This is a genomic window from Paenibacillus sp. W2I17 (assembly GCF_030815985.1).
Classification (GTDB): domain Bacteria; phylum Bacillota; class Bacilli; order Paenibacillales; family Paenibacillaceae; genus Paenibacillus.
Genome location: NZ_JAUSXM010000001.1, coordinates 4,385,681 through 4,401,339, shown reverse-complemented (window position 1 = coordinate 4,401,339; position 15,659 = coordinate 4,385,681). Strand labels below are relative to the sequence as shown.

At 48.3% G+C, this 15,659-nt stretch carries 11 protein-coding genes; 10 read left to right on the top strand and 1 reads right to left on the bottom strand.

The genetic code is table 11. The features are described from left to right. The first annotated feature begins 335 nt into the window (after positions 1-335). The 10 genes from QF041_RS19705 (at position 336) to QF041_RS19660 (ending at position 12,248) form a co-directional block, all read left to right on the top strand. On the top strand, positions 336-2,366 hold the full coding sequence (locus tag QF041_RS19705; protein ID WP_307415406.1) for a cache domain-containing sensor histidine kinase: 2,031 nt from the start codon (positions 336-338) through the stop codon (positions 2,364-2,366). Continuing rightward, on the top strand, positions 2,357-4,105 hold the full coding sequence (locus tag QF041_RS19700) for a response regulator (protein WP_307415405.1): 1,749 nt from the start codon (positions 2,357-2,359) through the stop codon (positions 4,103-4,105). Before QF041_RS19705 ends, QF041_RS19700 begins: the two co-directional genes overlap by 10 nt. Positions 4,106-4,250: 145 nt before the next feature. Further along, a complete protein-coding gene (locus tag QF041_RS19695) occupies positions 4,251-4,631 on the top strand; it encodes a hypothetical protein (protein ID WP_307415404.1) in 381 nt (126 codons plus the stop codon). Continuing rightward, positions 4,526-5,563: an extracellular solute-binding protein gene (locus QF041_RS19690; RefSeq protein WP_307417016.1), complete on the top strand. Its 1,038-nt coding sequence runs from the start codon at positions 4,526-4,528 to the stop codon at positions 5,561-5,563. Before QF041_RS19695 ends, QF041_RS19690 begins: the two co-directional genes overlap by 106 nt. A 213-nt stretch (positions 5,564-5,776) precedes the next feature. Then, on the top strand, positions 5,777-6,646 hold the full coding sequence (locus QF041_RS19685) for a carbohydrate ABC transporter permease (protein ID WP_307415403.1): 870 nt from the start codon (positions 5,777-5,779) through the stop codon (positions 6,644-6,646). Between the two features lie 15 nt (positions 6,647-6,661). Then, on the top strand, positions 6,662-7,537 hold the full coding sequence (locus QF041_RS19680; RefSeq protein ID WP_307415402.1) for a carbohydrate ABC transporter permease: 876 nt from the start codon (positions 6,662-6,664) through the stop codon (positions 7,535-7,537). A 185-nt stretch (positions 7,538-7,722) separates the two neighbouring features. After that, positions 7,723-8,364, top strand: a complete 642-nt coding sequence (locus QF041_RS19675; RefSeq protein ID WP_307415401.1) for a polysaccharide deacetylase family protein — start codon at positions 7,723-7,725, stop codon at positions 8,362-8,364. A 148-nt stretch (positions 8,365-8,512) separates the two neighbouring features. Beyond that, on the top strand, positions 8,513-9,766 hold the full coding sequence (locus QF041_RS19670) for a mechanosensitive ion channel family protein (RefSeq protein ID WP_307415400.1): 1,254 nt from the start codon (positions 8,513-8,515) through the stop codon (positions 9,764-9,766). A 192-nt stretch (positions 9,767-9,958) separates the two neighbouring features. After that, the gene (locus QF041_RS19665) at positions 9,959-11,206 is read left to right on the top strand and encodes a macrolide family glycosyltransferase (RefSeq protein WP_307415399.1); all 1,248 of its coding nucleotides are present in this window, start codon (positions 9,959-9,961) and stop codon (positions 11,204-11,206) included. Positions 11,207-11,393: 187 nt separating this feature from the next. Then, positions 11,394-12,248, top strand: coding sequence for an aldo/keto reductase (locus tag QF041_RS19660; RefSeq protein WP_307415397.1), 855 nt, complete (start codon positions 11,394-11,396; stop codon positions 12,246-12,248). Between the two features lie 109 nt (positions 12,249-12,357). Here QF041_RS19660 and QF041_RS19655 read toward each other — a convergent pair whose 3' ends face one another. Further along, complete coding sequence (locus tag QF041_RS19655; RefSeq protein WP_307415396.1) at positions 12,358-15,531, bottom strand: alpha-mannosidase; 3,174 nt, start codon at positions 15,529-15,531, stop codon at positions 12,358-12,360. Positions 15,532-15,659: the final 128 nt, after the last annotated feature.

Below are 15,659 nucleotides of genomic sequence, written 5' to 3'. Positions count from 1 at the left end.
TGTACCTCCAACATTTTATAAAGCAGTACTCCTTGCGGCTCCAATTACGGGGGCCCCTACCCGCAGCATTCACAGCAATCCTCTTCCCAAAGCCTCATTCTATTTCACTCAGTCAAGCCATCCGTATGCGACAAAAAGAGTTGAGCCTTCTCCATGCACAGTCCTATAATATACAATTGTATAAAATCCGAGAGAGTGGTGGATATCACAACAGGTCATCCGATCACAACCGTTAAACCCACCACACCTCGGAACCAAAGGAGGGTCACATTGAATCAATGAGCAAAAGATGCAACAACGGATGCAGCAGCAACAGAAGGAGATGATAAACAGAAGTGAAAGCAACAGCCCAATCAGATATTGAGACCGATGCAGAAGTAAACGCAAATGCAAAAGCGAACACCAGTGCAATGAAAAAGAATTGGACTCCCCATTTCAAAGAGTTCATTCAACGCAAGCCCAAGACGCTGGCTTTTAAAATCCCGTTTGCCTACTTTGTCATTATTCTGCTAACGGTGGCGTTCAGTGCGTTGGTGTTGAATCGAATCTCGGAAAGTGATGCGCAGCGAAAGATCAATGAGGCATCACTGCAGACGATTACATCCATTGAGACCAACGTTAATCTGATGATCGAGAACGTGAACAATTATTCGAAAATGATTTTCTCCGATCCCAACTTGCAGAACCTGCTGCGGCAGGGCAATGTGTACTCCAATTTACAGACACAGTCCAAGGTCAGCGCGTATTTGACCAATCTAATGCAAGCGGTTCCAATTATTGATTCAGTATATATTTATGATAATTCCGGGCACCGATTCTCGGTCGGTACACAGGAATGGCCCACGTTTATGGAAGCGAATGTGAAGGAAGCGCCGTGGTACGAACAGGCACTGAAGCACAACGGACGATATCTCCTCAGGCTGAATGGTGGCAACAACGACAGCGAAGTCTCGGCGACGGGGGAGAATGATGGGCACGAGGTGGTCTCATTTATTCGACTCATTCGAGATTTGGATGATACGTCTCCGCTTGGATTTCTGGTCATGAACATCAAGGGCAAATCCATCGCTCAAGCCTATGCCAACCTGTCTGCACCGGATTCATTTCAGGTGGCCATCCTGGATGAGCATCAGCGGGTGATCGCAACGAACGCTACCGATGGAAAGAAGGCCGTGCCTGCTGTATCCGACGCATCCATGTCAGCGGCTTCTGGACAGGAAGGGATGTACGAGATGTTAGAGGCCAATCAGGTCAAGTTAAAACAAACATTTCAAGAGCAATCCTCCGGCTTCATCACCTTGCAATCGGGTGGTCAGGAATATGCGGTGACCTATCGTTCGGCTGGTGATGATCAGTGGAAATTCATCAGCATGAGCCCATACCAGGCTACCGATACCCGCAATAAATCTATGGTGTTGCTTGCGCTGATCCTACTGGCGGTGAACGGGACTGTTTTTTTCGTCAGTTCGTTCATCATCTCGCGCAGTGTCATTAAGCCGATTCACAAGCTGCTTCGTTCCATGCAGAAAGCACCAAGTGGCAACTTCCACAAAGTGACGGTTGAACTGAACAGCTACGAGTTCGCACAGCTATATGGAGGATACAACCAGATGATTGAGCAGATTGACCAGATGTTGAAACGCATCATTCAGGAGCAGCAGACGATTCGCCGAGCAGAGCTGAATACACTTCAGGCGCAGATCAAGCCGCATTTTCTATACAACACACTTGATTCCATTACCTCCCTAGCGATGTCGGGCATGAACGATAAGGTATGTGAGCTGTTAGAAGCACTCGGAAGTTACTATCGGCTGAGTGTCAGTAAAGGGCGCGAACTGATTACGCTGCACGAGGAGGTTGAGATTGTACGCAATTATCTGACGATCCAGCAGGTACGATACCCCGGTGTATTTGAGGTGCAGTACGATATTGCTCCAGATTGTGAGCGAGTGATGATTCCCAAACTTGTGCTCCAGCCGTTGGTGGAAAATTCGCTGTATCACGGTATTCGTCCCAAAGGCAGCCCGGGCACGATATGCATCCAAGCTCGTCGATCCAAGGAGGGAGTACTTCTAACGATCACTGACGACGGAGTCGGCATGTCCGAGGAAGAAGTGAAGCAGATTCAACGAACAGAAATGAACAGGTCTAATCGCTCGAACTCATCTAACCCATCTAACTCTTCTAATACTTCTAATCCTACCTATCACTCTAAACACAATCCAAGCTTTGGCTTGTGGGGGACGATGGAGCGGCTTCGCATTTTTTATGACAGAGAAGATGGACTCAAGCTGCAGAGCGAAGTTGGAAAAGGAACCACCATTATTATAACGATCCCGAAGGGAGCCGATGAATCATGGAATTAACTGTGGAACCATTAAAGGTATTGATTGTGGATGACGAGTACCTCATCCGAAATCTGCTGCGCATGCGTATCGATTGGGAGCAGCAAGGCATGACCATCATTGGCGAGGCCTCCGATGCTGAAGAGGCTTTGAATCAGGTTGAGCTGTTGCGTCCAGACATCGTGTTCACGGACATATACATGCCAAAGATGGACGGCATTGAACTAAGCGGCATCCTCATGGAGCGTTACCAGAACTTAAAAATCGTGGTTGTGACGGGACATGATGAATTTGAATATGCTCGTCAGAGTGTGAAGCTGGGCATATCCGATTTTATTTTGAAACCCATCCGTGCTTCTGAGTTATTACAGGTTACGACGAAGCTGCGAGTGGCAATCGAGCAGGAGATGGGGCGCGAGTACGAGCTGATGAAGCTGCGGGAGGAGATGAAGCAGAGCTTCCCTTATCTCAGGGAGAGGTTTATAAATCAATGGTTAAGTGATGTGATACCTGAGGATGAACTACAAGAGAAGGCGCGTTTCTTCGGCATTCCTATCTCGTCTGGCGAACCAGGATTGCGCATTGCAGTAATGGAGGTGGAGGTTGCCGTATCGCAAGCGAAGATAGCTGCACCAGAGGTATATCCACATCTGTCCGAACCATATCACCAAACACACCAAGCACAAGGAGGGCCTCAACATCAACACGGTCAGCCCCAATTAAGCCAGCATCAGACAGAAGCTCATCGACAACCCGCTGAGGAAATACATATTTTGCTGCGAATGGTAGGCATGAAGCAGGTGCAGGCATTTTATCCGCAGGATTCGCAAACCATTATTGTCATGGACCCGCATAACCGGATAGTTGTGCTCTCGCTTGGTGCGGATACGGAATTTGCCAATCAGGTACAGCAGCTTCAGGAAGAACTTCAACATACACTTAAGCTCGAAGGGTGTGAAGTTGATGTGACCGTAGGGATTGGGCAATGGCAATCAGGATGGGGAAGGGCCTGTGTGGGATACCGGGAAGCTTGTCGTGCACTCGATTATCAGGCGTTTGTGGGGAAAAATCAGGTCATTTGCTTCGAGGATCTGGTCATCGAAGGCGGGAAAAAGCCCTACCACTCGGATGCTCAGCTGCTCCAACAACTGCAATTTTACGTCAGTGTTGGTGCGGGGGAAGAAGCCGTATTGTTGCTGGAGCGTATGCTGTCTGTGCCGTTCTCGGACGTTTCACAGTTTCGGATGGCAGCCATGGATGTGGTTACGGAGTGCCAGCGTGCTGCCATAGAGCAGCAGCTTGAGGGAGAGTACGCATTGAACAAAGAGGCCGTTGCGGCCATTTTTACAGCAGGTCATCTGCCTGAACTAAAAAACATGCTGGAGCAGCATGTCCGCATGGTATCGGATGTCATACAAGCCAAGCGCCAGGCGAAGGAAGGCAATCTGATCGACCGGGTGATGGCTTATCTTGAAGAGAACATGGGCAATGCGGAGGTGGGTCTTTCCAGCACCGCGGCTACTTTTTACGTAAGTTCGGGCCATCTGGGGCGGCTGATGAAAAAAGAAACCGGGCAGACATTTGTGGAATATATGACGCAGCTTCGTATGAGAAAGGCCGAAACGTTGCTGAAGCAGACCGATTTAAAGGGGTATGAGATCGGGCAGCAGGTAGGCATCCCGGACCCACACTATTTCAGCGTCTTGTTCAAAAAACATATCGGCCGATCCATGAATGAATATCGGAATGTAAAAACCTGAAAAACGAGAATACCAACCCCCACTTCCAATTCCACATATGTTCGAATATTACAAATCGATGCCTGTTTTCTAAATGGAGAACAACGCACAGTTCGCCTAAAATATGGGCTAGAACCAACTAAAACATATAGGGAGGTCCATAGAGATGAAAGCGCTATTAAAAAAATCAGCAAGTCTAATTCTGACTCTGGGAATTGTAATCAGTCTGGCGGCATGTTCAACCGGTTCGTCCGGTGGTACACAGGGGGAGAGCGATGGAAAGATCAAGCTGACGCTATGGGATCAATCAGTTGGCAATACCGATCCTTCAGCCAAACTGCTGCCCGAGATTGTTGAGAAATGGAACAGCGAGCATCCGGACATCCAGGTTGAACGTACGGGCAGACAGGAGAACAGTACAAAACCAAAGTCAAAACATCGATTGCGGCTGGTGAGGCGCCAGACCTGTTCTATGGCATGGGTGGCGGCAGCTTCATGCAGCCGTACATCAAATCCGGCAATGTGCTGGAAATCTCAAGTTACCTGACTGACGATATCAAAGAACGAATGGGTCCGGGTATGGCTGAGGCCATCAATATGGACGGCAAAATCTACACATTGCCCGTGTACACACATATCGCCAACCTTTACGTGAATACAGAACTGTTCGAGCAGGCGGGTGCCAAGATTCCGACCACCTATAAGGAACTGCTGGATGCAGTCACCAAGCTGAAAGCGGCGGGGATCACCCCGGCTGTGATTGGGGAAAAGGATCGCTGGCCGGGCATGTACTGGTACGACATTATTGCGATGCGTCAGGCAGGCAATGTTGCGGTGATGGAAGCCTTTAAAGATCCGTCAAAGTGGGATTCGCCCGACTTTGTTGCCGCGGCCACTAAAATGCAGCAGCTTGCGCAAGCAGGAGCGTTCAACAGCAGCATGTTCAGCATGAGCTATGACGAGATGCTTGGGGCATTTAATGCAGGCAACGGGGCGATGATGTTCCAGGCCAACTGGGTGAATGCTGGAATTGAGGACCCGTCCTCCGCAGTCAAAGGCAAAGTGAAAGTGATTCCGTTCCCGGTGTTTGAGGATGGAAAAGGCACAAATACCGAAATCTTCGGCGGAGCCGTCGATGGTTTCTACATCAACCAGAATACCAAACATCCGAAGGAAGCCGTGGAATTCCTCATGTATCTGAGTGAGCAGCTTGGTACGCAAGGTTTCCTGGCTGGAGCGGGTCTGCCAAGCTGGAAAACAGATGCACTCGACACGTCCAGCCTGTCCTCTCTAGATCTGTCTGCGGCAGATATTATGAAAACGGCGACCTCATTCATCGCATGGTGGGATAACATTCTGCCAGCGGAGTCTGCGGAAGCGCACAAAAACCTGATTGCCCAGCTGCTTGCCGGAGATGTAACACCGGAGGAGTTCTGCAAACAGATGGCACAGCTCAAACCAACAGAGCTGAGTCTATAGAAAACAGGTAGGCAGGTATACGTGCGTGCAAGCTTACAAGCTTAAATGCTTACAGGTCCTAGGTCCTTACACTATAAGCTTTGTAAATTACCTGTGAATATCTTGCGCATAGACCTTGTGAGCTTGCAATGCTACCGCTTCTAACAATGAAGATGAACCCAAACAAGGCGTGGTCCGGTGTATCCCGGTCACGCCTTTGAGAGGAGAACAATAATGAACTCTGTATTTTCCAATAAAGGCACGATAGCCGTCTTTGTACTGCCTACCCTGATTCTGTTCTGCGGAATTGTGCTTATTCCGATCTTTGTCTCCAGTTATTACAGTCTGCTGGACTGGAACGGCGTGGGCAGGGGTACATTTATCGGCCTGGACAACTATGTAGAGATGTTTAAGGATACCCGGGTGCTGAATTCGATCAAGAACTCCCTGTTATTCGCAGGTGCTTCGGTGTTCATTCAACTGCCGATCTCGCTGGTGCTTGCACTGATTCTGGCGTCCAGCGTCAAGGGGGAAGGCTTCTACCGGACCGTGTATTTCATCCCGGTGTTGATCTCAACGGTGGTTATTGCCCAGTTGTGGTCTAAAATCTACAATGCCGATTATGGTCTACTGAACGTGTTGCTGCAAAGTATCGGCTTATCCAGCCTGGCACAGGACTGGCTGGGGCAGAAGGACACCGCGCTGGCGGCATCGTTTATTCCAACCTTATGGCAGTACGTAGGGTATCACATGCTGCTGATGTATGCAGGTGCGAAGTCCGTGTCTCAGGATGTGCTCGAAGCTGCTCGAATGGATGGTGCTTCCCGTATTCGCACGGCGTGGTCCATTATGATCCCGCTGATGAAGCCAATTCTGAAGGTAAGCCTTGTTTTTTCGGTCATCGGTGCATTCAAGGTGTTTGACCTGATCTATGTGCTGACAGGTGGTGGGCCATTTTACACAACTGAAGTGCCGAGCACGCTGATGTACGCTACCATTTTTGATACGTTCCGATACGGATATGGCAGTGCGATCTCGGTCTTTATCATTGTGGAGTGTCTGGTGTGTACGGTCCTCATTAATTCATTGTTCAAAACGGAGTAGAGGGAGGCATAAGGCATGAGTACTGTAGAAGTCATGTTGCAAAAAAAGCCCAAGCCGAGGTCCATCTCCGGACCGATCGGGAAAGTGTTCCTGCAAGCGTTTCTGATCCTCGTTGCGATTGTGCAGATTTACCCGCTCATCTGGCTGGCGCTGTTTTCCCTGAAGGATAATAGTGAGATTTTCAGCGGTGATGTGGCCGGGTTGCCCAAAGCGTTCCTATGGAGCAACTACACCAAAGCAATGTCCGACGGCCATGTGCTGACCTATTTTATGAATAGTGTGCTGGTTACTGCGGCCTCCATTGTCTTGGTACTGATCCTGTCCTCCATGACGGGATACGCAATCACAAGAATGAACTGGAAGCTCAGCGGGTTGACGATGACGATCATTTTGCTGGGCATGATGGTGCCGATTCATGCGGCGCTGCTGCCATTGTTTATTATTTTGAAGAATCTTAGCCTGCTCAACAGCTACTGGTCTCTGATCATTCCCTATGTGGCATTTGGCATTCCGATGGCAGTATTCATTCTGGGCAGCTTTTTCAAAGGTATCCCAAGAGAGATGGAGGAGTCGGCGGTTATCGACGGCTGCGGCATATACCGGACGTTTTTCTCCATTATCCTGCCGCTTGTGCGTCCGGCCATATCAACTGTAGCGATCTTCACATTTCTGTCCTGCTGGAATGAGCTGATGTTTGCGGTCACGTTTATCAATAACACGGCTTACCAGACATTGACGGTGGGCATGATGTCGATGGTGGGAACGTACATTACGCAATGGGGTATCATTGGTGCGGGACTGATGATTACGACAGTGCCAACGGTGGTCATCTATTTGCTGTTGAACAAACAGGTGCAGAAGAGTATGATCGCAGGTGCGATCAAAGGTTAGCTGGAGGCTGGACTGGAGGCTTGGCGTTAGAAGGGCTTGCTGCTCGCTCGCTGTACTCTCTTTCTGGTAGATATCGGCTTGATTTGGGATTTCGCAAGGTATGATCTCTGGACTAGACCGGAGCCTGTGGTCATGGAATAATAAGGGAGTATGTAGCAGGCAGTTGCAGAGAGGGGTCATTATTTATGGTCAATATCGCGATGGTAGAGCAGGAGTCAGTTCGGGAAAAGGTTGTGGCGTTCACGTTTGATGATGGGCCGCATCCGGTGTATACACCTCAAGTGCTTGAGATATTCCGCCGTGCGGGTGGGCAGGCGACGTTTTTCATGATTGGCCAAGAGATGGAGACTCACCCGGAGATTGCGGTGGAGGTGCATCGTGAAGGGCATGAGATTGCCAACCATACGTACACGCATCCGGATCTGACCAAGTTGACGCTGGAGGAAGCCGGGGAGGAGCTGCAACGCGCAGAAAATCTTGTTCAAGAAGTTACGGGGCAACCTGCCCGCTGCTTCCGCCCGCCGTATTTTGGCGTAAACGATGATATACTGTCTCTGGCAGCGGAGCGTGGATATCGTACGATTGGTGCGGTAAACGGTGATGCGAAGGATTGGGACAATCCCGGCGTTGGGCACATTCTGGAGCATACTCGGTCTGTAGTGAAACCCGGCAGCGTGCTTATATTCCATGACGGGTACGGGGATCGTTCCCAGACGGTGGAGGCGGTTCGTGTGCTGGTGGAGGAACTGGTCGCGGAAGGGTACCGTCTGGTGACGGTGAGTGAGTTGTTAGAAATTTCTCGTGATCATGATGAAAAGACGACATAATCAAGTGGGCCCATCATTCTTTGAATGACAGGGTCTTTTTTTAATATATATAATACATAGGAAGAATGAAGTGAAAGCACAAACTTTGCTTGCCCTCTCAAACTACTTTATAATAATAGGCTAAACTAGATTATGTCAGGAGGAAACAATGGACTTTATCAGAAATCAACTAGAAGAACTCGGCATGAGTGGACCCTCCATTGGATACCTTTCGAATGTGATTATGGTTATTTTTATAGCAGTGATTTCGGTACTGGCGAACTTTATAGCCAAAAAATTAGTGCTCAAAGCGATTAATCATATCGTTAATAACAATAGGTATAAGTGGGGCAACATCATTGTGGAGAAGAAGTTATTCCATAAGCTGTCGCATCTCGTACCGGCCATTATTATCTATTATTCTGCTTATATTTTCCCACCCTATCAGGCTTTGATTGAAAAATCAGCAATGACCTATATGATTGTTATCATGATTACGGTTCTGAATGCTCTGCTGAATGTCTTCGATGATATCTATCGTACCTATGAGGTGTCTAAGATCCGCCCAATCAAGAGTTACATTCAGGTAGCCAAGATTGTCCTGTTCATTATCGGGGGCATTATCGTCATCTCCAGCCTGATCGGACAGAACCCGCTCATTATCCTCAGTGGACTTGGGGCGTTATCGGCAGTATTAATGCTCGTATTCAAAGACTCAATCCTGGGCCTCGTGGCCGGTGTACAGCTATCGTCAAACGATATGGTGCGCGTTGGTGACTGGATCGAGATGCCAAAGTATAATGCGGACGGCGATGTCATCGACATTACTTTGAATACGGTAAAGGTTATGAATTTTGATAAAACGATTACGATGATTCCAAGCTACGCCCTCATTTCGGATTCGTTCCGTAACTGGAGAGGGATGCAGGTGTCCGGTGGCAGAAGGATTAAGCGGAGTATCTATATTGATATCAGCAGTATCCGTTTTTGTACGGAAGAGATGGTGGCTGAATTTGAGAAAATCCACTACCTGACTGATTATGTCACGGCGAAATTGAAAGAAATTCAGGCTTACAACATGGAGCACCAGGTGAATACCGAAAGCAACGTGAATGGCAGACAACTGACAAACGTCGGTGTATTCCGGGAATATATCCATCAATATCTGAGGAATCATCCAAAAATCAATAAAGATATGACGATGATTGTGCGACAATTAGCACCGGAAGATCGCGGGCTTCCTCTGGAAATCTATGCATTCAGCAATGATATCAACTGGGGTGTATATGAGAACGTTCAGGCGGATATCTTCGACCATATCTTCGCGGTGGCGTCGACATTTGGACTACGGGCCTTCCAGAATCCAACTGGACATGACATTGTACAGCTGAAAGAGGATAAGCAATATTCGAGCGGATATTGAGATCCGAAGCACCGTAAAGGTGCTTTTTTTTATTCAAAAAGTGACATATTTACTATTTACAAAAATGGAAATAATTAATATTATGTTTATGTGGGTTTGATTTCCATATTCTATTTTTTCTTTATCTTCTCAATCATATGGATATACAATGTACCGCTTTGATTATTGAAAAATTTGATGGAGGTGAGCTTCGTGGCACGTGTGTTAGTTGTGATGATGCCTGCAGAAGGGCATATCAATCCGTCGCTCGGGTTAATCAAGGAGTTGATAGAGAGCGGAGATGAGGTCGTCTATTGTTGTACTGAAAAATACCGGACGAAGATTGAAGCGTTAGGTGCTCAATTTAAAGCTTACTCCTTCAACGAGGCAACCCTGCTCAACAACCCCAATATGAAGCCATTTGAAATCAAGCATCCTTACCAATTCTTATATATGATTTTGAAAAAAATAACTCAACGGTTTATTCCGGATGTTCTGAATTTGATCGAAAATGAAACCTATGACTATTTAATTTTTGATTCCTTAATCGGCTGGGGCGGACAAATTTTGGGCGAAAAGCTGGGGATACCCACGATCTGCTCGACCAGTACCTTTGTTTTTGTAGAGCCTCTCGGGTCAGGTAGCCATAATCTGAAGGATGACAATGAGGAGGTTCAGGAGCTATATAACGGCATTATGGAAATATCTCAACAATTAGCTTCCCGGTTCAATGTGGCTGCGCCTTCTCTGGCGGAACTTTCAGGGCATCCAGGACAACTGAAGATTGTCTATACAAGCCGCTATTTTCAACCCATGGGGGACAAGCTGGACGACAGCTTTGTGTTCACTGGCCCGTCCATTATTCCTCGTAAGGATGCGCCAGCTTTTGCAAATGAATCTCTGCATGCTCTTTATAAGCAGGTCGTTTATATTTCGATGGGAACCATTTTAAATAAAGATCTCGAGTTTTATAAGCTTTGCTTTACGGCCTTTCGTGATTTGCCTGTGCAATTTATATTGGCTTCGGGAAAGGATACCGATCTGGAGCCGATTGCGGATCTCATTCCCGATAATTTCATCATTAGACCGTACCTGCCTCAGTTGGAAGTGCTGCAACATGTCGATGCGTTTCTGACACATACAGGCATGAACAGTGCAAGTGAGGCTTTGTATTACAATGTACCGTTGATCATGCTCCCTTTAACCTCGGATCAGCCTCGTGTAGCAGGCCGGATACAGGAGTTGGGCGCGGGAGTAATCGTGGATAAAAATAACCTGACGCCTGACATACTGAGAACCGCAGTATTAGAGGTGCTCGGCAATGATTCCTACAGGGAACATGCAGGAGTGATTGGGAACACACTGCGTGATGCTGGCGGGTATAAGCGGGCGGCTGCTGCCATCAAAGAATTTTTGGGCAATCGACCTTTATCAGCCACGACTATCTCTTCCCTTGAATGAAGAGGCGACTTTCCTCTTATTAGAGAGGTTGACTTACCGTGTGAACAGAGCGAGAGGTCGAAGGGATTCTCGATGATGGTGTACAATTGATTCAAGCGCTTGAGGAAAGGTTAGAGATAACCGAGAGCACATGTCATTTTGTCGCATTAAAATAGGAAGCATACCTTTCACAAAGGAGAGTTCCCACATGAATCATACAATCCCTGAATACACATTGAACGATGGCTTGAAAGTGCCTGCAATTGGATTTGGTACCTATAGTTTAAAAGGTGAAGAAGGCGTTAAATCGATCGCGTCCGCAATGGATGCGGGTTATCGATTAATTGATACGGCGTATAACTATGAGAATGAGGCAACGGTGGGCAGAGCAATCAAACAAAGCTCCATCGCCAGAGAAGAACTGCTCATTTCCTCGAAGCTGCCGGGGCGTTATCACGCTCATGATAAAGCACTTGTAGCGATCCAGGAATCCCTGTACAGAGCGGATCTGGATTATTACGACCTGTATTTGATTCACTGGCCCAATCCGAAGAAGGACATGTATGTCGAGGCATGGCAAGCGCTGATCGAAGCCAAAAAACGTGGATATATCCGATCCATTGGAGTGAGCAACTTCCTGCCTGAGCACAATGAACGCCTGATTAAGGAAACGGGGATAGCGCCGAGTCTGAATCAGATTGAGCTGCATCCGTTCTTTGACCAAGCCGATCAGCGGGAACAGGATACGAAGCATGGCATCGTGAACGAATCCTGGAGTCCGATTGGACGTGGCAATGATGCCGTACAGGATATTCTGAAGGATGAGAATATTCTTCAGATCGCGGAAACGCATGGCAAAACGCCAACCCAGATCATTCTGCGCTGGCATGTTCAGCTGGGTTCCATTCCAATTCCGAAAGCCGGCTCCCTGCAGCATCAGCAGGAAAATATCGATATATTCGATTTTGAGTTGAGCACAGAAGAGATGCAGGTCATCTCTGCATTTAATCGTCCGGATGGACGGTTGTGGGATCAGGACCCAAGCGAGTACGAAGAATTTTAAAGAACGACAAATGAAGGGCTGCTCCCATGTCAGATATGACAGGAAGCAGCCCTTTATTGTTGAAGCATAGTAAGCATTGTTGCAGTTTTCCATGTTGCGTAAGTTCTGTTTAGTGTCCGGCAGGGATACGGAAGGTACAAATCTCGTACGGTTTGATATCAAAAGTAATCCGACCATTTTCCACGGCGCATTCCGCTTCGTTATTCTCGAGCAAATCACACGCGTACGCCGTAGCACCTGCTCCTTCAGGCAATTGCAGGGAAGCACGGCTGCGGCGGCCGTGTGCTTCGTAGAGACGGATGATCATATCATCGTTGTTCTCGGCTTTTTTGATAACCTCCAGCACGACATTATCCTGATCGACCGATGCAAGTGACCATGTTCCCGGCAACGTACCGGTTTGCGGACTTACTTCACGGGCAACCAGTGGACGGTTGAGATCATAAGCGGCTTGGATGACACGTCCTTCACGGAAGTCGCCCTGATGCGGATAGAGCGCGTAGGTGAATACGTGCTGCTCTTTGTCGGCATTTTCATTCGGGTACGTTGCGCTCTTGATCAGTGACAGTCGCATCACCGAGTTATGAATGTCATATCCGTATTTGCAGTCGTTCAGCAGAGCAGCGCCGTACCCGTTCTCCGCCAGATCAGCCCACTTCTGCCCGCATACTTCAAACCGGGCTTGATCCCAGCTCGTATTACGGTGGGTAGCACGCTCAACGTTGCCGTACTGGATTTCGTAGACGGCCTTTTCACTCCAGATATCGAGCGGGAAGGCGGCTTTCAGCAGCAAATGCTCCTGCTTCCAATCCACAAACGTACGGAAATCAATCCGGCGCGTGTGCGCATAGAAGATGATCGTTTGCTCAATGACAGAGTCCAGGAAATGTCGCTTCACTTGAAGCACGGAACGCACCGGCCCGCTTTCAATCCACTCCAGCGACTGCAGGTGATTAATCTCCCACATATGCTGTTCATAATAATCGTCAATGTTCCATGCCTCGTATTCCGCAGGTCGATCCTCGAACACTTGCAGCACGTTACCGCGCTTGCCAGACTGAAGCAGCTCACGGCCCTCCAGCTTGTCCCATAAGGATGTGAATTCGGCACTTTCATTCAGGTCAATATCGTACCAAGGTGTATGGATGTGGCGCTGATCTGCTTCCCACTGTGCAACCGATACGCCCGCGACAAGCTCGTCTGTGAGATCCGGTGTGATTCGGAAAGATTTATACCCGGATGCAGGTACATTTTCTGCAAGGAATACAAGTCCGCCTTCGGGAGTCCGCTGGCTTGGTACAGGGTGATCTCCATCGTAGACGGTTACCTTTCTCGCAAAAGCAGGCAGTTCAACCACATCCGTCCGTACAAATCCGGTGGTGTTAAATACCACAATGGCTTCGCTATCAGATGTAATTCGGCTCGCAATGCCGTTCAGTGCGCTGTCTTTCAGCTCATCCGTGACACGCAGAACTTCTTCATATTGCTCTTTGGAATCCACATATACCTGCTCAATGGAGCTGCCCGGGAGAATATCATGGAACTGGTTCAGCATCGTCAGCTTCCATGCATGCTCCAGTGCATCGGTTGGATAGGCCGCGTGTGCATTCGCCTGACGATGAATCATGGCATATAGCTCGGCGTCGGCCAGTGCAAATTCGCTATGACGGTTGTACCGTTTGTTACGTGCCATGGAAGTGTAGGTACCCCGGTGATACTCCAGATACAGCTCTCCCGACCAGCGGGGAACGGAAGGAACATCCGCCAGATTTTGCTCCAGCTTCTCGAAGAACTCTCGTACAAACGTACGTTTCACGTCGGGTACGCCTGGCAACCCTTTTTCAAGCCGTCTGCCGTGCTCTAGCATCTCCTCGGTTGGACCGCCGCCCCCATCGCCGAAGCCGTAGCACTGTAACACATCTGCATTGATATTTTTGTTCTGGTATCGCTGCCACGTGCCTTTTACTTGCGAAGCATTAAATCGTCCATTATAGGTCGTTTCGAAGCGGTGCTGCCTGAAATCAGGATGTTTGTCATAGTCTGTTGCTGTAATGAAATGGGTGAGGACCTCTGATCCGTCGATTCCTCTCCAGTACATCGTGTCGTTTGGAATCTGGTTTGTATCATTCCAGGCAATTTTGGTTGTCATAAAATAATCAATGCCGCTCTTGCGCATAATCTGCGGCATCGCTGCACTATAACCAAATACATCTGGCAACCAGAGCACACGGTTCTCCACGCCGAATTCTTCCTTGAAGAAACGTTTGCCGTAGATAATCTGACGGATCATGGATTCACCCGAGATCAGGTTACAGTCGGCTTCCAGCCACATTGAACCTTCCGCTTCCCAGCGACCTTCCGCCACCTTTTCTTTGATTTTCTCATACAGAGGTGGGTAGTCTGCTTTCAGGTACGCATACAGCTGGGGCTGAGAAGACATGAACGTGTATTCTGGAAACTTGTCCATTAGATACAGTACACTGGCGAAGCTGCGGATGACCTTCTCCCGAGTCTGATCCAGCGTCCACAGCCATGCCACATCGATATGCGTGTGTCCGATACAGTGCACGGTAGGGATGTGATCACCGGCAGGGCGGATATCACCATAGACATGATCTTGCAGATATCGGCGCGCTTCCAGCACTGACGCATGGAATTCTGCACTGTTTTCCTGGCGCAAATCCAGCAGATTCACGGCTTTATTCAGATGTTCGACCAACTTCAGCCGCTCCAGATCATCCTCACGCAGCAGATCCGCAGCATCTAGCGCAGCCTTGAGATCATAATACAAATCGGAGACTTGCTGATGATGCTCGGCGATATATACATTTAGAAAAACATCCGCGGCAGACGTACTGCAATACGCATATAATGCCAACTCAATCTCTTCGCCCTTCACTGCGGATGAGGTCAAGTCGATTTCCGTATGATTAACATCCAGACCGCAGATCAATTCCCCATTGAGGAATGCCAGAAACTGCGGATTATCGTAATTCCAGATATCATCAGCACCGGTGACGATGGCACACACGACCTTTTTCCCTTCCAGATGATCCGGGATTTGAATGCGGGTTTTGAAGCAGCTATGAACGTCTTTGCCGCCCCAGCCATCACCCTTACGGAATACGTTCCAGGAGGAAGGGTCCTCATGCACCAGTTCCCAGGAGTGGTAACCACTTTCTTTATGATAAAGCTCAGGGATATATGTCTTTGAGGTAAGACGAGCACGTTCCAAGTGTTTAACAATGGTATGGATTCGAGTATATAAGGAATTCATTTTCATGTTGGTTTCCCACCTTGGTTTGTAGTAAGTACAGGCTGTAGTCGTTGTTGGAGTGATAACAATGCAAGCGCTAACATATCAACTCTATCATAACAAAAGAAAAATGGACGAAACTACGTATTGTATGC